The sequence below is a fragment of the Paenibacillus tuaregi genome (assembly GCF_900086655.1).
GTDB lineage: Bacteria > Bacillota > Bacilli > Paenibacillales > Paenibacillaceae > Fontibacillus > Fontibacillus tuaregi.
Genome location: NZ_LT575476.1, coordinates 4,477,567 through 4,494,616, shown reverse-complemented (window position 1 = coordinate 4,494,616; position 17,050 = coordinate 4,477,567). Strand labels below are relative to the sequence as shown.

The window sequence follows — 17,050 nt, the reverse complement described above, 5'->3', positions numbered from 1 at the left end:
AATGCGAAATATGTAGTTTCACCGATTATACAAAGAATACAAAGAACCCCCCTTTCCAACAGAAGGGGGGTTCTTCGTGCTTAATTAGCTGCGCTAAACATCGTTATATCACGTGCATAATGGGATTTCTTGCCGGTCTCTATGTTACGGATACGAACATAATCCGGAGAATATTTCTCGACGATACCGCGGCCTAACTCACAGTAGACCCCAGCCTCATCTTCCTGCCAGGCAGAGATGATTCTCTGGGACAGGGCCGCTGCGAAGAAATCCATATCTGCGGTTAATGTATGATTCATTGCCTGCTCCTTTACTAGGGTAGTTCACCAACATGAACGGGCTTAGGAGAAGAATTGCTTGTTCAGCATAAGGCAGATCATTCCTGCGGCTAGAACGGAGAATGCGATGCAGGAGCTCCCCAGGCCTCTTCTGGAGTCCTTAATAAAGCGGATACCTATAGCAAATACAGCAATGGTAACTGCTACAAGCACAAGGGACATAGCGATCATGGCAATCCAATACAGAAGTCCGAATAACTGCTCCAATAGAAGTTTCCTCCCATATAACAATAGGTACGGGTTTACTATATACCAGAACCCCCCGTTTGAAAAGAGTTAAAGCACAAATTCAGACCGTTTCTGGTTATGTGCCGAATTTTGTTAAATCAGGCGTATGCGGTGGACATACATCCAAGAACAACAGCCTTGTCCTGAGTATGAATAACTATATAGATGGACACTTGGAGTATGTATCTTGAGACAGTTTATGGATGTTTAGCATGCTGATTTCTATAGGAAAGGGGAGGCTCAAATGGCGGGAAGACAGCTGGCGAATAAATGGTTGAAGACGGAAGCGCTTCTTTCGGATGCCCGGATTCAGGGACATATTCCTCAGACAAGAATGTTTAGTGCCCCTCAATTGAAGAAGATGCTTCATAGATATGGAATGGTGGTTATCAAACCGGTTCGCGGAGGCGGCGGGTATGGGGTAATCAAGGTAACGTACAGAAGAGGCAGGTATTCGTTCACCAACCTGGCACAAGAGCGCTCATTCTCTAGCTTTAGTGCTATGTTTGGCGCCTTATCCAGAGTCATGGTGAAACGCCCTTATCTGATTCAACAGGGGATTCACCTGGCCCGGATTGCCGGCAGGCCTGTGGATTACAGAGTCAAGGTGGCTAAGACCGAGAGAGGCTGGGAGTACCGCGCAATGGTTGGAAGACTGGCTCGGCCGGGTCTGTTTGTCACCAATCTCTGCAAAGGCGGGACACAGCTATCAGCCAAAGAGGCTCTTGTCAGGTCGGTGCCCGCATCGTCAGTGAAATCTCAAAAAAAGAGAATGCAGAGTCTGACTCAAAACTGCATCAGCATATTGGAACGCAGATTTCCTGGAATCGGAGAGCTTGGCTTTGATTACGGTATAGACCGGGAGGGACGGATTTGGATTTTTGAAGTCAATACCCGGCCTCAATAACTAGATAAAGCGGTTAAAAATGTAAAAAACAGGTTTCTTCCTGCTTGTGTCAGGTTAATGTATTAGAAAAGCTGTTGCCTTAAGCTCTGAAGAAATAGCGGAAAAATAATTTTACTAGAAATTAAAACGTATAAACTCCTGTGAATAACTTTTATCCACAATATCCTCAACCGAATGACAACAAATTCAGCGTTTGCTAACAAATTATTCACAGGATTTCCACAGATAATTGTGGATAACAGAACGCTTGTTCCTTAAATCTATTATTGTTATGATAGGAATAAGGAAAAAATAGGAAGGAGTGGTGAAAATGGCGACGTTAACAGACGAAATGCTTCTGGATTCTTATCATATGGCCAAAGAGCTGCGTTTGGACAGGGAATTCATTGCACTCCTGTTGGCCGAGATCCACAAGAGAGAACTTAATCCAGAGATTCAGCTCGTCCTTCATTAGGAGTATTGCAGCTCTACTTCATATATAAAGTGTTCTCTGCAGGCAGGACAGCCTGCAATATGCTCACAGGTTGAGCCAGCATCTTGTACAGAGGTGATCTGGTCGATTGAGCCATACGGGCTGTAGGGGCCTGCATAATCCTGGAGCCTGCCTTCATCCTCAAGCTGTTGTCCACAATCGGGACAAGCAAGGTTTAAGGGAAGCAGGCCGTTACAAAGTGCGCATATATACGACAAAGGGTATCTCTCCTTCAGGGACAGTTGTCTCCAGAAGTTAAGATACCCTTCATTGTGTCAGATCATGTGTATTTACTTACAGCTTAAGGTTGCTGCTGTGTCCCGGTGACAATTTAGCAGATGGGTCTACATATACCTTGGCATTATTGACGGCGGTAGGAGCCTCGCCGAAGCCAACCGCAATCAGCTTAAGCTTGCCGGGATATGTGGTAATATCTCCGGCCGCAAAAATTCCTGGTACTGATGTTTCCATTCGGGAGTCGACGACAATGGAATTGTTGTCGATCTCGATGCCCCATTCGGAGATCGGGCCCAGGGAAGAAATAAATCCAAAATTGACGATCACATCATCAATTTCGATTTCTTGGGTTTCGCCCGTTTTAGTATGGGCGAGAACTACACGTTCAATCTGTTCGTCACCATGCAGGGAAGTAATTTCTGTAGGCGTGATGACCTGAACGCTGGAAGCCATCAGGTTCTCCACGCTGTGCTCATGAGCCCGGAATTTGTCCCGGCGGTGAATCAGGGTCACCCGTTCAGCGATAGGCTCAAGCATAAGAGCCCAGTCTACGGCTGAGTCTCCGCCGCCGCTGATCAGAACTTTCCGGCCCGCAAATTTGCTCAGGTCACTGACAAAATAGTGCAGATTCTGACCTTCGAAGCGTGCGGCTTCTTCAAGCTCCAGACGGCGGGGCTCAAATGCGCCAACTCCGGCTGTGATGATGACGGAATGGGCGTGATGAACACCTTTGTCCGTGGTTACGATGAAATGGCGCTCATCTTGCTTTTCGACATCAAGCACCTTTTCTTCCAGACGGATATCCGGATTAAAGCGCCGGATTTGTTCATTCAGATTGTTAACGAGCTCCTGGGCAGTCACCTTGGGAAAACCCGCAACGTCATAAATATATTTCTCAGGATAGAGCGCGGCAAGCTGCCCGCCCAGCTGAGGCATACTTTCAATTAACTTCACGGAAGCTTGGCGCATACCGCCATAAAAAGCAGCAAACATTCCGGCAGGTCCGCCCCCGATAATAAGTAAGTCCGTGAATTCGCTGCCTTGATTTTGGCCTGACATGAAACAAACACCTCCAAAATGATAAACACAAATCAATCCTATTTAATTATAAGCCTGCTTTCATTTCTTGCAAATCTTTCTGAAATCACTCAGAAAAATACACTGAAAATGTGTCTTTGATTTGTCCATTTGACCTTGAAATTAAGACTTGATCTTTTAGTTTAAAGCCTTTATCATTCAAAAGAGCTAAAAGCTTAAAAAGGCTTTAAATCAAGGAAATCAGGACAAAATCAGGTGAAATTTGGCCGGTTTTTTGAGAGGAACAACCTAATTTGACATGGTCATTATTAAGATGTTCATAATAGAGCGGCAATACCCTAAAAATTTAAGTGTATAATTTCACAAATAATTTTGGCGATTTAAACAAATATAGAGCGAAGCAGTCTGGAAGGAGAACATAGAGATGAGTTCCATACCTAAAATTGTTGTTCTGGGTGCTGGATACGGCGGGATACTCACCGCTCAGAAACTGCAGAAGGAACTGAATTACAACGAGGCCGATGTAACCCTGGTTAATCGCCATGATTATCATTACTTCACCACGCATCTGCACATGCCAGCAGCGGGTACGGATTCCATTGATCATACCCGTGTGCAGATTTCCAAGCTGATTGATGAGTTTAAGATAGATCTAGTTAAGTCTAATGTACAGGAAATCCGTTTGTATGATAAAAAAGTCATACTGGAAGACGGGACGTTATCGTACGATTACTTAATTATTGCGCTTGGCGGCGAGCCGGAATCGTTCGGTATTCCGGGACTTGCGGAGCACGCCTTGACTATTCGCAGCATCAACTCTGTCCGGCTGATCCGCCAGCATATCGAGTATCAGTTCGCCCGTTATAAGATGGATGAGAACCGCAAAGACCGGCTTAACTTCGTTGTCGGTGGTGCGGGCTTCAGCGGAATTGAATTTGTGGCTGAGCTTGCCGACAGGATTCCTGGACTGTGCAAGGAGTATGATGTGGACCCGTCCCTGGTGCATATCTACAATGTTGAAGCAGCACCAACGGTGCTTCCGGGGTTTGATCCGGAGCTGGTGGAATATGCTATGGAGGTCCTGCGGAAGAAGGGAGTTACCTTCAAGATCGGGGTGGCCATTAAGGAATGCACGGCAAAGGGAGTCACTTTGGCTACGGATGAGGAGATTAAAGCGGCTACCGTGGTATGGACCGGAGGAATCCGTGGAAACCGTCTTGTCGATGCGGCGGGATTTGAGACTATGCGCGGCCGCGTGAAGGTGGACGAATATCTCCGGGCGCCGGGCCATGAGCATGTGTTCATTATTGGGGATAACTCGCTGATGTTCAATCCTGAGGGTAGACCCTATCCGCCTACCGCTCAAATTGCCATGCAGCAGGGTGTCGTATGCGCCCATAATGTTGTGGCTTCCATTCGGAATCAGCAGCCTAAGAAGTTTGTGTTCAGCAACAAAGGAACAGTGGCGTCCCTCGGCAAAGGGGAGGCGATCGCAACCGTTGGCACCAAGAAATATAAAGGATGGACTGCGGCCCAGCTGAAAAAGCTGGTGGATATGCGATATCTGTTCATTATCGGTGGAATTCCGCTAGTTCTAAGAAAAGGACGGTTCCTGTAAGATGAGGCACTGCAGTGTGCAGGTACGCGGGCTGCTTACCCGGGATGAGCTTGACCGCTATAACGGACTGATTGAAGTGGGCTCGTTCCTGGAGAGCCAGCAACGATATGATTTGTCTTATCATGTGCAGAAGGAAATTGATATTCTGATTCTTCCGGCAATCGAGCGGCTGAAGGAGAAGAGCCGTGACCGTGACCGGGCAACAGCGGAGTTCTTGGAATCGATCAAGCGGCTGCAGCAGGAAGACGAGGATTGACAGTTCATTTTTGTAAATTAAACAAGGGTGCCGCCCGGCTGTGTAACTGCCGGGCGGCACCCTTGTTTGCATAAGCGCCTGCTCTAAAGGGGCTCTATCTAAAACGAACTTTAAAAAATAACCGATCTCGGCATCGCAGCGTCCCATAAGGGTAACCGGCATAAGTTCATTTTATATAAAATTATAATTTGAGCATTTCGGCAAACAGCTCTTCGGTCAGAAGGTTGCCGACATAGAAGCTGCCGAATTCACCGAAGCGTGCGCTGACTTCATCAAAACGCATTTCATAGACCAGCTTCTTGAACTGAAGCGGATCGTCGGCGAACAAGGTTACGCCCCATTCCCAGTCATCGAAGCCTACGGAGCCGGTAATAATCTGTTTAACCTTGCCCGCGTAGCTGCGGCCAATTAGACCGTGGCTGCGCATCATAGCCCGGCGCTCCTCCATCGAGAGCATGTACCAGTTGTCGGACAGCTCCCGCTTCTTGTTCATCGGATAGAAGCAGATATGCTTTGACTTCGGCAGAGCCGGTTGAAGCCGTGCAATAATTTCCGGTTTCTGCTTCGGATCACCGTCACCGGATGCCAAGTAGTTGCTAAGCTCCACCACACTGACATAAGAATAGGCCTTGGTGGTATACTCCGCAAAAGCCGTCTTATTAAAAGCCGCTTCGATCTGACCCAGCTCATCGAGCGTTTCACGAAGGTACATAATGACGAAATCTGCTTTCTGTCCAACAATGGAATATGCGGCTGTGCTTCCTGTGCCGGCTTCTTCAGTTCCTTTCCACTCTTGTAGAAATACACTCAGCTCATCCAGTGCTACGGCGCGCTCTTCATCGTCGGCCGCTTTCCAGGCTGTCCAATCTATAGAACGGAAATCATGAAGCGCATACCATCCTTCTAATGTTAAAGCTGCTTCGTTCATTTTATCACTCCTATAATTAAGCTCTATTGTTCATTGTAGCCTAGAGAAGCAGGGCGGGCAAATGGCTTCATGAAGTGTTCATAAACTTCATTGCCTACCCCGCCTTTTTTTAGTAAACTGGCATTAAGCAGTGTTGATAGAGGGGAGCAAAGATAGAGTCATGGGTCTTGGGTTTATTGTTGTATTTATACTGATGGTTCTGTTTTTTGTGATGATGTTCGGGATCGGATTTATTTTAAATATGCTGATGAAGACAACCTGGTTTCCAAGTTACATCTTTATCATCGTGATTTTACCTATCGTGGTGTATTCACTATGGGATCATACCCAGAGTCTGGGCGTTTATTTGCAGTCATTCCATCTGGTTGATTATTTGACCGCTGTAGCGGGGCTTGCTGGAGCCATATTAAGCGGTTGGACCATTCAGAAGCTTCGTTTGGGCGGTTACAAAATGTTCTAACTCTATGTTAACAAGAGTTTCGAACACAAATCGAACTCCAAACAAAAAGAAGGGGCCGTCTTCTGGGACGGCTCCTTCTTTGTATTCTTATCGGAGGATGAAACGGCAGGCTGAAAAGATAAGAATAAATATAAGGTAGCCAAAAAGGATTAGAACCTTCCATGCGATAAGCTTATATAGCTTATTGGTATAGAAGGTTCTTTTTCTGCTCCCTGTTACACAGAGCCTCCAGGCTGTATGGATGATCCGGCAGCCGGCTTCAATGCGCCTGTGGCAAGCTTCCCCCTGGAGGTGTTGTATTCCAGCCGCAAGCTCCGGCTGCCGATCAAGGTAACGGCAAGCAGGGAGATTCCTGAGACTGCCGGAAGGTAGTATGCGGGAATCCAGTCCAGCAGCACGCCATATAAAATGGTTCCGAGCGGAGCAATGGCGCCCGCCATCGTCTCAATAATGCCAAATACACGTCCCCGGTACTCCGGGGCAATAGTGGTCTGGAACAACACCTGAAGAGGGATGTTGATATAAATAATGACTACACCGATAAGCATCATGAGACCAATGTAATAGAAATAGGCCAGACTCTTGCCGAAGTAAGGCAGATAGGGCAGTGACATGGCGGCGATGAGCACCGACAGCAGGATCAGTCCTCTTAGCAGAGGAGACAGTGGATTGGCCGTATTCTTGCGGACGGACAGGATGGCTGCCATGACCAGCATGCCTGCCGCAAATGAGGCATCGACAACGCCATATTCCCTGGATTCCATACCAAGGGAATGCACCATAATGTAGGGAAGCGTTACACCAATTGCACTGGCAAAGAAGTTGACCCAGAAGCAGATGAGCAGAAGCGACCATAGGAATCCGTGCTTTCTGACATAGCCGAAGCCTCCAGCCAGGCTTCCAACCAATTGGGATGCCAGAGAACCCGAAGGTCTTGCGTCATCTGTTGGTTGTGCGGAGGCTCCGCCGGCTTGAGAGCCGGAGCGGAACCTGAGGGCATAGCCCATGCAGGATGAAATGAATAAGCCCGCGGTATTCATCAGCATGAAGGTATCCAAGGAGACAAATGCGAAGAGGAAACCTCCGCAAACCGGTCCGAGGATATTCCCGATGGAGGTGGCCATCTGGTTCATGGAGCCGGCCTTCTGTATGCTTCGTTCTTCCACCAGCATAAGCAGCGAAGAGGAGATGGTAATGCTGTAGAAGCTTGAGCATACGGACAACAGGATCAGCGTTGCGTAAATCCAGGGCACAGACGGGCCGTTGACCGCTACGGCGAAGAATCCCAGCAGCATGACGGCAACACTAGCCAGATCCGAGCCGATAATTAACCTGCGGCGGTTAAGCCGGTCAGCCAGAACTCCAGCGACAGGCCCGAGAATAATACGCGGCAGCATGCCGCAGATCAGGGTAATGGCGAATTGGCTGCCTGAACCCGTTAGCTTCAAAATATACAATCCACATATAAACGTATACATGCTTGCGCCCAGAAGGGAGAAGAGCTTGCCTGAGAACATGAGAGTTATGTTGCGAATATCCTCCCGCGGCACTTTGGAAGTCTGATCCATGAACTATTCACCTCATCTTGAAAGTTAAATAAAATTAAACTTAGTATATGCAATAAATTTCCTGCTTGCAATAGCTTAGTTAAATATTATTTAACTTTTATTTTGAGGTCGTCTCTTTTCCTTCCTGTCCGGTTAAGATATACTTGGATTTATAAATCAGGATGAGGATGAACGGCATGACTAAAATTGGAGAACGTATCAAGCACCTGCGCAAGCAGCTCGGCATGACCCAGACCGAACTGGCGGGAGAGCATATGACCAAGAGCATGCTGAGCCAAATTGAGAACGGCAAGGCGATGCCGTCCATGCGGACGCTCCGCTATTTAGCCGAGCAGCTAGGCCAGGATGCGGGGTATTTCCTTGGCGAAGATGACGGGCAGGGGATTTCGGAGCTTGTCCGTGAGCTGGAGACGGATATGAAACATAAGGAATACGCCGAGATTGTCCGGAAGGTGCAGCCCCTTCTTGAAGGCAAACTGCCTATGACTTTGGATGTGGCCCGCATGATGGAGTATTATGCAGAGGCCTGTTTTCATACAGTTCATAGTGGCGGGGAAGAGGCGATCAGGAAGGCCGTGGACATCTATGAACGCTTTGGGCTGTTTGTTGAAAGTGCCAAAGTAAAATATATGAACTATGCGCATCTGTTCTCCCACGGTAAATATGGCTCTTCTCTGGATTTGATCCGGGAAGTGCGGCGCGAATATGAACAGAAGAAGATTGGAAAGGATACGTTGTTCGAGCTTGAGCTGTATTACGCCGAAGCAGTCTCTTTGTCCGCACTGGGTATGAACGAGGAGAGCAGGGACGTGATGCTGGCAGCTCTTACCCTGTCCAAAGAGCAGGAAGTGTACTATTTGACGGAGCACTTCCTGCGAATGCTGGGCAATAACTATTATGAGAGCGGCGATAAGGAGAAATCGAACGAATATAGAAGGAAAGCGAAGCTCTACGCGGAGGCCACAGACAACAAGGTAACGCTAGCTTACATTGAGATGAGTGAAGCACGGATTCATAACCGGGAAGGCCGTTATGCACAGGCCTTGGAGCTTATCGAGAAGGTTGCTGGTCTTCAGCAGAAGAAAAGCGCCAATTACTGGATGGAGCTTGGGATTTACTACTATAATACCGGTCATGATGAGGAAGCCTGGGACGCCTTTGGACGGGTGGTTATCCCTGAGACAGCCTATCACCCGCTGGATCGGTCCAACCTGTATGCGGCCGATGCTTACATGGCCCGGCTTTCTGCGAAGCGCGGCCTTCTGTCTGAAGCTGCTAAGCTGTCTGCCAGAGCTTATGAACGGGTACGCAATTTCCCTCTTAATTATTCGAAGAATTTCATAGAGGAAACCTACCGTTTATTCCACAAGTCCGAATAAAAGCCAATAGAGTGAGGAAGAATTTCTCACGCTTTATTAAGCAGCCAATTTCGGCGAATTTTGTAATCTTTTAACGATTCCGGCCGGAGGGATTTATGATAGAATAGATGAAGTCTACATTTTGCCATGAAAGGAGCGATAGTACGTGCGCATTACGAACCTGCATCATTTCTCAGAGAATCACTCCTACTGCGTATATCGCGACTTCGGTCTTGGCACCGTGGACGGAGTGATGTTAAGCCAGGTCTATCAGCCTATGGTGGGCGCGCTGGCGGTCTCTCTTTATCAGCTGCTCTGCCAACAGGTGCCGCTTGAGAAAGTCGGGTATTCCCCTGTAGAGCAGCAGCGCCGCTTGTTCCTTACCCTGGGCCTCGAACCCAGCGAAAAGGGGCGTAAGCTGCTGATCGAAATGGCCTCAAAGCTTGAAGCTGTGGGACTTCTGCAGACGAGCCGGATTTATCTCCCTGAGAATGATGACTATCTGTATGAGTATGAACTGGAGGCCCCATTGTCTCCTGCCGAGTTCTTCAAGACCCAGCATCTGACCCTGCTGCTTCGTGACAAGATCGGCAAATTTGCCGTGCTGTCCCTTCAGGAACAGCTGTGGAGCCGTGAACACAATGAACTTGCCGGACGTTCGATGAACAAAGAGAACATCTCGGTGCCTTTTTACGAAATATTCGAGTTAAATGCCCATTCGATTGACTATGAGCTGGAGCAGGCTATTGCGGAGGTCTCCATATCCAGACAACCTGGAATCCGGCTGGCCGAAACAGACAGCTTCAATTATGCGGACATTATTCTCCGATTCCCTAGAGATTCAGCTAACCGGGCTTATGTAGAAGCCCTGCGCTATAATGTCGAGCAGCTGGGTACCATTAACTATATTGCCCATAAATACGAGCTTTCCGTTCAGGATCTGTGCCGGCTCCTAGATGAAGACGGTGTATTCGGTCCGGATGGAACTGTCGTGCAGGAGCAGTTGGAGCACGCGGCAAGCCTGTCCTTCCGCCAGGTGAAGAAGCGCAAGGAAGAGCGTCAGCTTCAGGGTGGCAAAGTGATCTCACTTAGGCAGCATGATTCTGCCGCAGCGGCAGAGCCTCCGCTTGAACATGCGGTTCAGATGGAGTACTACGTTGAAGTGCCTCCGCAGTTCCTCGCCAAGTGTGACATTCATCAATACAATATGATGCTGAGAAATGAGCCTTATACCAGGCTGCTTAAGACGTTCTTCCCGGGTTCAGTCCCTGACAATCTGCTTGATATCTTCGAGAATATCGATTTGAATTACAAACTGCCAAGCGAAGTCATTAATGTGCTCATTCACTATCTTATGAATCTTCTCACTACGGGTGGTGAGCAGCGGATCAACCGTAATTTTGTCAATGCTATTGCCTCTAATATGTTGATGAAGCAGGTGGATACATATGAGAAGGCAGTTCAATATATCCGGGAGCAGGCAAAGGTTAAAGTGAAGAACGAGTCTGCGGCCTCTGCGTCAGGCGTGCGCCCAAGATCTTACAGCCGGAATGCCAAGCTGAAACCGGAAATTCCTATTGTTCAGAGTACCCTGCCTGAAGCGGAAGCGGCAGTAACGGAAGAAGAGTTCGCCGAGCTGATTAAGATGGCTGAAATGATGCAGGCGAACAAGAAGAATGGTTATTAATCCCGGAATAGAATGAAGAAGGTGAGAACATGGAGTCTTTGGGGGAAATGCTTCAGCAAATGAAAAGTCCGCAGTTTCGGCAGCGGTCCGAACAGATTCTGCAGGATTTGTTGAACGATCCGCGTATCCAGGAGCTGCGTTCCCGCCATCCTGAAATCAGTGACGGGCAGCTCACGCTGAATGTCAGCAAGCTGTATCAATATGTGAAGGACAGTCGTCACTGCGAGGCTTGTCCGGGGCTTGACCTGTGCCCTAATGACTTTCAGGGTCACTTCACCCGCTTAACCGTAGAGAACGTTGCGGGAAGTCCACGGCTGTATGACCGCCAGGTTCCTTGCCCCAAGCAGCTTGCCCGGGAACGTGAAATTCAGGTGAAGAAGCGAATCCGCAGCTTCTATGTGGATGAGCGGGCGCTGCAGGATGGTTATGACATGGTTGAGATCATGTCCAAGGACAGCATGCGGTCACCGGCTGTAGCTCAGGTGTTCCGGTATATTAACGAGACCCGGGAGAACGGGCTTGCTGTGCAAGGCCTTTATCTGGTAGGCCATTTTGGCACCGGCAAGACCTTCCTGATGACCTACATGCTTCATGAGCTGGCCAAGGCGGGCTATTCCGGGGTCATCGTATATATGCCGGAATTTGTGGAGGATCTCAAATCCATGCTCCAGGATAGCCAGAAGCTGAAGGAGACGGTGGAGATCATGAAGGAAGCCGATCTGCTGATCTTTGATGATATTGGGGCTGAGAACTTGAACCCATGGGTGCGGGACCATGTCATGGGGGCGATTTTGAATTACCGGATGAACCGCAAGCCGACCTTTTATACGTCCAATTATGATCTCAAGGCACTGGAGAAGCATTTAAGCTTCACCAGCAAGGATGGGGAAGAAGCGCATAAGGGCCAGCGGCTGATGGACCGGATTGCCCCGTTCGTGGATGTGGTGCCGGTTAACGGGACGAATAAGCGCGGCAGCCGCAAATAAGATTATATTTAATTATTGTCATATTTTTGTAGCCGGTATTAGCGGCTGCTGACAGGGAGCCTGATCTCTTCTCACCGGAAGAGGCAGGCTTTTTTGGTGTCTTATTTTACAGAAATGACACGATTCCTTGAAGGGCACCCGATATAATGAGGTCAATCAAGCGGTTAAAGGCGCTATGCCTTGTACGCTTAGAGGGTAATTTAAAGGTATAGTTCTAAACTTACGGAGGATATAACATGATGAATAATAATAGTTGGATTCGTATTATGCTGACTTTAGCTGTAACGGTTTCGGTTGCCGGGTGCTCGGGTCAATCCGCATCAGATTCCAAGGGGCAGGCGCAGCAGCAGACGGCAGCACCCAATTCCAGCACGTCGGCACAGAACAATGGGACACGTGGAGGACAGGTTTCTGGTGAGACGCAGTTACCAGCGGATGCAGGAAAGACGGACGGAGCCAAAACGGACGGTGCCAAAAATGTCAAGTCCACCCGCGCTCAGATTCAGGCGCGACTGGCCGGTTTCAAGCTGATTGACAATAAGACACTCTTCGCCTGGGGCTCTGCCTCCAAGGGGTCACTCCGCATCTATCGGTCAGAGGATGGCGGCAAGAACTGGACCGATATCAGCCCCTCTCCCTCCATTTCAGCAGAAGGAAATGACAGAGATATCTTCGTCGCAGCGGATAAGCAGCATCTGCTGCTGTTCCCTTCCTCTGAGAAGAACGGATTCCGCGGAGTAATGTATTCAAGCGACGGGGGAAACACATGGAAGAAGGGCGCTGCTCTTAAGGAAATGATGGCTGGTGAGACAGCTTTTATCTCCGGAACCCATGGATATCTGTTGACCGAGACGGATGCCGCCATGGGACATTCCGGCAAAGTGTTCTACAAGACAACGGATGGAGGAGCCACCTGGCTTAAGGTTATGGACAATGCCTCCACAAGTCTGGGGGCTGAAGAGGAAGCCAAGCGTGGGCTTCTGCCTCAGTATGGCTTCACCGGATACGGAGTGTCGTTCCGGGATGGGAAGCATGGCTGGGTTCCGCTCCAATCCCGGGAGGGAGTGCCGCACTTGGCACGTACCCGGGACGGGGGCGTAACCTGGAAGCTTGTAGACTTGTCCAAGGCCGCGGATTGGGAGGGCGGAAATCCGCAAATTACGTCCGCACCTTCATTCTTCGGCAAGGACCGGAAGGTTGGCTGGATGCCGGTTCAAGTAAATAAGGATAACAAGATAGATATCGGTGGCTTCCGCACGACCGATGGCGGAGAGAGCTGGAGCTATATTTCCTTTGAGCCTGGAATTCCAAGCACGGAAAGACCTGGAGTCCCGGTCTTTGTCTCCGCACAGATGGGCTGGTTCTGGAATGGGGCGCAGCTGCTTCACACGGCGGATGGTGCTAAAAGTTGGCAGAATATTAAGGTCAACTCCGTACTTACAGATACGCTGGCATCCATGCCTGAGCTGAGAACGATGCAGTTCACAGACAGCATCCATGGCTGGATATTGGCAGCCTCTGCTGACAATTTGCATTCCCGGCTGCTTAAGACGGAGGATGGCGGGAGAACTTGGGCTGTGGTGTAGGATACAGATACCAGGGGGACAACTGTATAACATGAGAATGTTCAAATGAATGGCCAAGGATAAGGGAGGGGAAATCTACCGGACTTCCCGGTTCGTGAGATTTGCCGAGCTGGAGCAAATTCTGAGCCGGTATGAGCGTGAATTGGAGGGTTGAGCCCATAACAACAAACACCTTCCATGATAACGGATACAAATCATGGAAGGTGTTTGTTGTTGATAAAATTAAAGGTTCAATCCGCTTAGCTGGCGATGAATTTCCAGATAACCATGCCGAAGAAAATGACAAACATCAGCACGAACATACCCGTGAATCCGAACATCAAATCGCCAAAGTCATTGCGGGGTTCTTCGTTAATATGCTGCCGCGGGTCGTTCACGCGAATTGGGGTCTCCATGGCGCCGGGGCCTCCTCGTCAAAAATAATCCATAAAATTAGTCATAGACAAAACGGATTTGGGTTATTATTAGTATAACCAAACGCGAAAACATTTGTAAAGACAAGAGGGCTCTTACTGTTTTCCATTTACTAAAAAAATGTGGTATACTTGATTTGTCGTCTATATGGGGCTGGAATTCCCATATAATCGCAATCATTTCAAACATAATTATGTGTAAACATAAGGAGGAGATATACATGGCTATCGTTAATGTTTCTGATCAATCCTTCAGCAGTGAAGTGGAAGGTCAGGGAACTGTCCTTGTTGATTTCTGGGCGCCTTGGTGCGGTCCTTGCAAAATGCTGGCTCCGATTCTGGATGAGCTGGCAACTGAAGTAGACGTTAAGATTGCAAAGGTAAACGTAGACGAGAATCCTGAATCGGCTTCCCGTTTTGGCGTAATGAGCATTCCGACGCTGATCTTCTTCAAAGACGGCCAGCCGGTCGATAAAGTGGTTGGATTGAACTCCAAAGAATCACTCAAAAACTTGCTTGCAAAACACCAGTAATCGGATCTTTTGAAGCCAAGACGCCTCCGGTATCACCCGGGGGCGTTTTCTGCGTTGGGATAGCGGACATACTGCTCCCTACCAACTAGAATTCACGCGGGAGAGGAGTGAAATGCGTGGACGACTACATCCAGGAATGGAATGAGCAGGAGAAGGCGATGGAAGCGATCAATCATAAGCTTGCCCTGCTTCCTGACCTTCCAGGCTGTTATTTAATGAAGAATAAAGAAGGTACAATCATCTATGTCGGCAAAGCCAAAGTGCTCAAGAACCGTGTCCGCTCTTACTTCAGAGGGAGTCATGATGGGAAGACACAGCGGCTTGTGACCGAGATACGTGATTTTGAATATATCGTAACGGCAAGCAACATGGAGGCACTGATTCTGGAGTGCAACCTGATTAAGAAACACATGCCGCGTTATAATGTACTGCTCAAGGACGATAAGACCTTTCCATATATCAAGATAACGAACGAAACCCATCCGCGTCTGGAGGTCACCCGGCGGATTCTCAAGGATAAAGCCAAGTACTTCGGTCCTTATCCAAACGGGTATGCGGCTCAGCAGACCAAGAAGCTGCTTGACCGGATGTATCCGCTGCGCAAATGCAACGTAATGCCTAAGGAAGTATGCCTGTACTATCATATGGGCCAATGTCTGGCGCCTTGTGTTCAGGAGGTTCCGCAATCTTCCTATGATGAGATTACCCAGGAAATTACCCGTTTTCTCAGCGGTGGTCATGAGGAGATCAAGAAGGAGCTTCGCCGCAAGATGGAAGAAGCTGCGGAGGATTTGTACTTCGAGCGGGCCAAGGAGCTGCGCGACCAGATCACGAACATTGACGCCTTGATGGAGAAGCAGAAGATTTCGATGGCCGATTCCAGAGACCGCGATGTGTTCGGTTTTGCGGTAGACAAGGGCTGGATGTGTGTGCAGATCCTGTATATGCGTCAGGGTAAAATGATCGAGCGGCACGCGTCTATCTTCCCGTTCTACGGGGAGCCGTACAGTGATTTCCTCTCTTTCGTGACTCAGTATTACAGTGATAATCCTGCGCTGCCGCAGGAGATTCTGCTGCCGGGTATGCAGGAGGAGAAGACTAGCGTTGATGGCTCGACGGAAGACACAAAGACTGCTTCGGCAGAAGATAGCAGCTTAGAAGCCGCTCAGGCTGATGACGGCGGGGCAGAGAACAGCGAGGCTCCTCAGGAAGGCCAGCGGACCTGGATCTCAGCCGAGGTGCTCGCCGATAAGCTGGCCCAGGAGGATGCGGCCGAGGCTGAAGTGGACGGTGCCGTGAATGGCGAGCCGGAGAAGATCTTCTCAACTCAGGCGGATGAGCTTGAACCTGTAGACGCTGAACGTGCGGCTTCAGGAATGTCGGACGCGGTTAGCGGAGCGGCTTCGCTTCAGGAATGGCTCGGCATTAAGGTGCATATTCCCCAGCGCGGCCTGAAGAAGCAGATGGTCGATATGGGCATCCAGAATGCGAAGGTTGCACTGGATGAGAAGTTCCGGCTGATCGAACGGAACGAGGAGCGCACTTCCAAAGCTTCCGAAAGCTTGGGCAGCTGGATCGGATTATCTTCCCTGCGCCGGATTGAGGCGTTTGACAACTCCAATATCCAGGGGGCTAACCCGGTATCCGCGATGGTGGTGTTCACCGACGGGAAGCCGGACAAGAAGGAGTACCGGAAGTATAAGGTTAGAACGGTACAAGGCCCGGATGACTATGAGACCATGCGCGAGGTCATCCGCAGAAGATACGAGCGTGTGCTGAAGGAGAATCTTCCGCTTCCGGATCTTGTTATTGTGGATGGCGGCAAGGGGCAGATCTCCGCGGCAGTGGATATTTTGGAGAATGAGCTGGGGTTATTCATTCCTGTAGGCGGCCTTGTGAAAGATACGAAGCATAAGACAGCCCAGCTGATGATTGGAGACCCGCCGGAACCGATCGCGCTTCCAAGAGACAGCCAGGAATTCTATTTGCTGCAGCGGATTCAAGACGAGGTCCACCGGTTCGCGATCAGCTTCCACCGTGAGCAAAGGGGCAAGTCGATGGTGACTTCCCGTCTCGATTCCATTCCGGGAATCGGTGAGAAGCGCCGTAAGGCGCTGCTCAAGCATTTTGGCTCATTAAAGAAGATTAAGGAAGCTTCTGTTGAAGATTTCCGGCCATTATCTATAGGTGATAAGCTTGCAAGGCAGATTATTGCCGCTTTGCGGGATGAAGAAGAGACAATGACACCCTAGGGAAGAGCCCCGGCTTCTTCCCTAATCTTGGATTTAGATGAAGAACGGTAGTCATGTTCATGTACCCGGGGTAAGAGAGGTTCATCAGTGCCGGGTGCACGAGTGTTGGGGAGTGCGAAGCTCCTAGCGCGGTGTGGCGTTGCGTTGCATTCCTCCGAGAGGGGCGGTACACCATCCAACCATCC

17 protein-coding genes are annotated in these 17,050 nt (G+C 49.3%); 11 read left to right on the top strand and 6 right to left on the bottom strand.

The annotated features are described in order from the left end of the window. Nucleotides 1-80: 80 nt before the first annotated feature. Together BN6628_RS20065 and BN6628_RS20060 are read right to left on the bottom strand one after the other, a co-directional pair. Entirely contained in the window at nt 81-299 is a 219-nt protein-coding gene (locus tag BN6628_RS20065; RefSeq protein ID WP_068620107.1) for a hypothetical protein, read from the bottom strand. A 42-nt stretch (nt 300-341) separates the two neighbouring features. Next, nucleotides 342-545, bottom strand: coding sequence for a hypothetical protein (locus BN6628_RS20060; protein WP_068620106.1), 204 nt, complete (start codon nt 543-545; stop codon nt 342-344). 265 nt (nt 546-810) lie between these two features. On the opposite strand from BN6628_RS20060, the gene BN6628_RS20055 reads away from it, so the two are divergent. Both BN6628_RS20055 and sda read left to right on the top strand, forming a co-directional pair. Then, nucleotides 811-1,473, top strand: coding sequence for a YheC/YheD family protein (locus BN6628_RS20055; RefSeq protein WP_068620105.1), 663 nt, complete (start codon nt 811-813; stop codon nt 1,471-1,473). Nucleotides 1,474-1,783: 310 nt separating this feature from the next. Continuing rightward, nucleotides 1,784-1,927, top strand: a complete 144-nt coding sequence (gene sda / locus BN6628_RS20050; RefSeq protein ID WP_068620104.1) for a sporulation histidine kinase inhibitor Sda — start codon at nt 1,784-1,786, stop codon at nt 1,925-1,927. Between the two features lie 312 nt (nt 1,928-2,239). Here the strand turns inward: sda and BN6628_RS20040 are convergent, their stop codons facing one another. Continuing rightward, on the bottom strand, nt 2,240-3,241 hold the full coding sequence (locus tag BN6628_RS20040) for an NAD(P)/FAD-dependent oxidoreductase (RefSeq protein ID WP_068620102.1): 1,002 nt from the start codon (nt 3,239-3,241) through the stop codon (nt 2,240-2,242). A 403-nt stretch (nt 3,242-3,644) separates the two neighbouring features. Here BN6628_RS20040 and BN6628_RS20035 point away from each other — a divergent pair, with 403 nt between their 5' ends. Together BN6628_RS20035 and BN6628_RS20030 are read left to right on the top strand one after the other, a co-directional pair. Then, nucleotides 3,645-4,838, top strand: coding sequence for an NAD(P)/FAD-dependent oxidoreductase (locus BN6628_RS20035; protein ID WP_068620101.1), 1,194 nt, complete (start codon nt 3,645-3,647; stop codon nt 4,836-4,838). 1 nt (nt 4,839) lies between these two features. Continuing rightward, nucleotides 4,840-5,094 (top strand): hypothetical protein, encoded by a 255-nt coding sequence (locus BN6628_RS20030; protein ID WP_068620100.1) that lies wholly within the window; start codon nt 4,840-4,842, stop codon nt 5,092-5,094. A 181-nt stretch (nt 5,095-5,275) separates the two neighbouring features. Here the strand turns inward: BN6628_RS20030 and hemQ are convergent, their stop codons facing one another. Then, nucleotides 5,276-6,022: a hydrogen peroxide-dependent heme synthase gene (gene hemQ, locus BN6628_RS20025; protein ID WP_068620099.1), complete on the bottom strand. Its 747-nt coding sequence runs from the start codon at nt 6,020-6,022 to the stop codon at nt 5,276-5,278. Nucleotides 6,023-6,182: 160 nt separating this feature from the next. Between hemQ and BN6628_RS20020 the strand changes: the two genes are divergently transcribed. Then, nucleotides 6,183-6,482, top strand: coding sequence for a YuiB family protein (locus tag BN6628_RS20020; RefSeq protein WP_068620098.1), 300 nt, complete (start codon nt 6,183-6,185; stop codon nt 6,480-6,482). A gap of 215 nt (nt 6,483-6,697) precedes the next feature. On the opposite strand, the gene BN6628_RS20015 is transcribed toward BN6628_RS20020, so the two are convergent. Continuing rightward, nucleotides 6,698-8,050 (bottom strand): MFS transporter, encoded by a 1,353-nt coding sequence (locus BN6628_RS20015; RefSeq protein ID WP_068620097.1) that lies wholly within the window; start codon nt 8,048-8,050, stop codon nt 6,698-6,700. A 176-nt stretch (nt 8,051-8,226) separates the two neighbouring features. On the opposite strand from BN6628_RS20015, the gene BN6628_RS20010 reads away from it, so the two are divergent. The 4 genes from BN6628_RS20010 to BN6628_RS19995 all read left to right on the top strand — a co-directional run bounded on the left by BN6628_RS20010 (nt 8,227) and on the right by BN6628_RS19995 (nt 13,667). Then, nucleotides 8,227-9,429: a helix-turn-helix domain-containing protein gene (locus BN6628_RS20010; RefSeq protein ID WP_068620096.1), complete on the top strand. Its 1,203-nt coding sequence runs from the start codon at nt 8,227-8,229 to the stop codon at nt 9,427-9,429. Nucleotides 9,430-9,574: 145 nt separating this feature from the next. Beyond that, nucleotides 9,575-11,095, top strand: a complete 1,521-nt coding sequence (locus BN6628_RS20005) for a replication initiation and membrane attachment family protein (RefSeq protein WP_068620095.1) — start codon at nt 9,575-9,577, stop codon at nt 11,093-11,095. 29 nt (nt 11,096-11,124) lie between these two features. Then, nucleotides 11,125-12,081 (top strand): primosomal protein DnaI, encoded by a 957-nt coding sequence (gene dnaI, locus BN6628_RS20000; protein ID WP_068620094.1) that lies wholly within the window; start codon nt 11,125-11,127, stop codon nt 12,079-12,081. A 236-nt stretch (nt 12,082-12,317) separates the two neighbouring features. Continuing rightward, nucleotides 12,318-13,667, top strand: coding sequence for a WD40/YVTN/BNR-like repeat-containing protein (locus BN6628_RS19995; protein ID WP_068620093.1), 1,350 nt, complete (start codon nt 12,318-12,320; stop codon nt 13,665-13,667). A 239-nt stretch (nt 13,668-13,906) separates the two neighbouring features. Here the strand turns inward: BN6628_RS19995 and BN6628_RS25970 are convergent, their stop codons facing one another. After that, the gene (locus BN6628_RS25970) at nt 13,907-14,062 is read right to left on the bottom strand and encodes a YqzM family protein (RefSeq protein ID WP_089153570.1); all 156 of its coding nucleotides are present in this window, start codon (nt 14,060-14,062) and stop codon (nt 13,907-13,909) included. 239 nt (nt 14,063-14,301) lie between these two features. Here BN6628_RS25970 and trxA point away from each other — a divergent pair, with 239 nt between their 5' ends. Both trxA and uvrC read left to right on the top strand, forming a co-directional pair. After that, nucleotides 14,302-14,613, top strand: a complete 312-nt coding sequence (trxA, locus tag BN6628_RS19990; RefSeq protein ID WP_068620092.1) for a thioredoxin — start codon at nt 14,302-14,304, stop codon at nt 14,611-14,613. A gap of 158 nt (nt 14,614-14,771) precedes the next feature. Next, on the top strand, nt 14,772-16,865 hold the full coding sequence (gene uvrC / locus BN6628_RS19985; RefSeq protein ID WP_089153628.1) for an excinuclease ABC subunit UvrC: 2,094 nt from the start codon (nt 14,772-14,774) through the stop codon (nt 16,863-16,865). Nucleotides 16,866-17,050: the final 185 nt, after the last annotated feature.

Bases quoted from the DNA above. Each gene is read 5' to 3' on its own strand.
- trxA (WP_068620092.1), top strand. From the start codon at position 14,302: ATGGCTATCGTTAATGTTTCTGATCAATCCTTCAGCAGTGAAGTGGAA.
- BN6628_RS20020 (WP_068620098.1), top strand. From the start codon at position 6,183: ATGGGTCTTGGGTTTATTGTTGTATTTATACTGATGGTTCTGTTTTTT.
- BN6628_RS25970 (WP_089153570.1), bottom strand. From the start codon at position 14,062: ATGGAGACCCCAATTCGCGTGAACGACCCGCGGCAGCATATTAACGAA.
- dnaI (WP_068620094.1), top strand. From the start codon at position 11,125: ATGGAGTCTTTGGGGGAAATGCTTCAGCAAATGAAAAGTCCGCAGTTT.
- BN6628_RS20010 (WP_068620096.1), top strand. From the start codon at position 8,227: ATGACTAAAATTGGAGAACGTATCAAGCACCTGCGCAAGCAGCTCGGC.
- hemQ (WP_068620099.1), bottom strand. From the start codon at position 6,022: ATGAACGAAGCAGCTTTAACATTAGAAGGATGGTATGCGCTTCATGAT.
- BN6628_RS20040 (WP_068620102.1), bottom strand. From the start codon at position 3,241: ATGTCAGGCCAAAATCAAGGCAGCGAATTCACGGACTTACTTATTATC.
- BN6628_RS20015 (WP_068620097.1), bottom strand. From the start codon at position 8,050: ATGGATCAGACTTCCAAAGTGCCGCGGGAGGATATTCGCAACATAACT.
- BN6628_RS19995 (WP_068620093.1), top strand. From the start codon at position 12,318: ATGATGAATAATAATAGTTGGATTCGTATTATGCTGACTTTAGCTGTA.
- uvrC (WP_089153628.1), top strand. From the start codon at position 14,772: ATGGAAGCGATCAATCATAAGCTTGCCCTGCTTCCTGACCTTCCAGGC.
- BN6628_RS20055 (WP_068620105.1), top strand. From the start codon at position 811: ATGGCGGGAAGACAGCTGGCGAATAAATGGTTGAAGACGGAAGCGCTT.
- BN6628_RS20065 (WP_068620107.1), bottom strand. From the start codon at position 299: ATGAATCATACATTAACCGCAGATATGGATTTCTTCGCAGCGGCCCTG.
- BN6628_RS20035 (WP_068620101.1), top strand. From the start codon at position 3,645: ATGAGTTCCATACCTAAAATTGTTGTTCTGGGTGCTGGATACGGCGGG.
- sda (WP_068620104.1), top strand. From the start codon at position 1,784: ATGGCGACGTTAACAGACGAAATGCTTCTGGATTCTTATCATATGGCC.
- BN6628_RS20030 (WP_068620100.1), top strand. From the start codon at position 4,840: ATGAGGCACTGCAGTGTGCAGGTACGCGGGCTGCTTACCCGGGATGAG.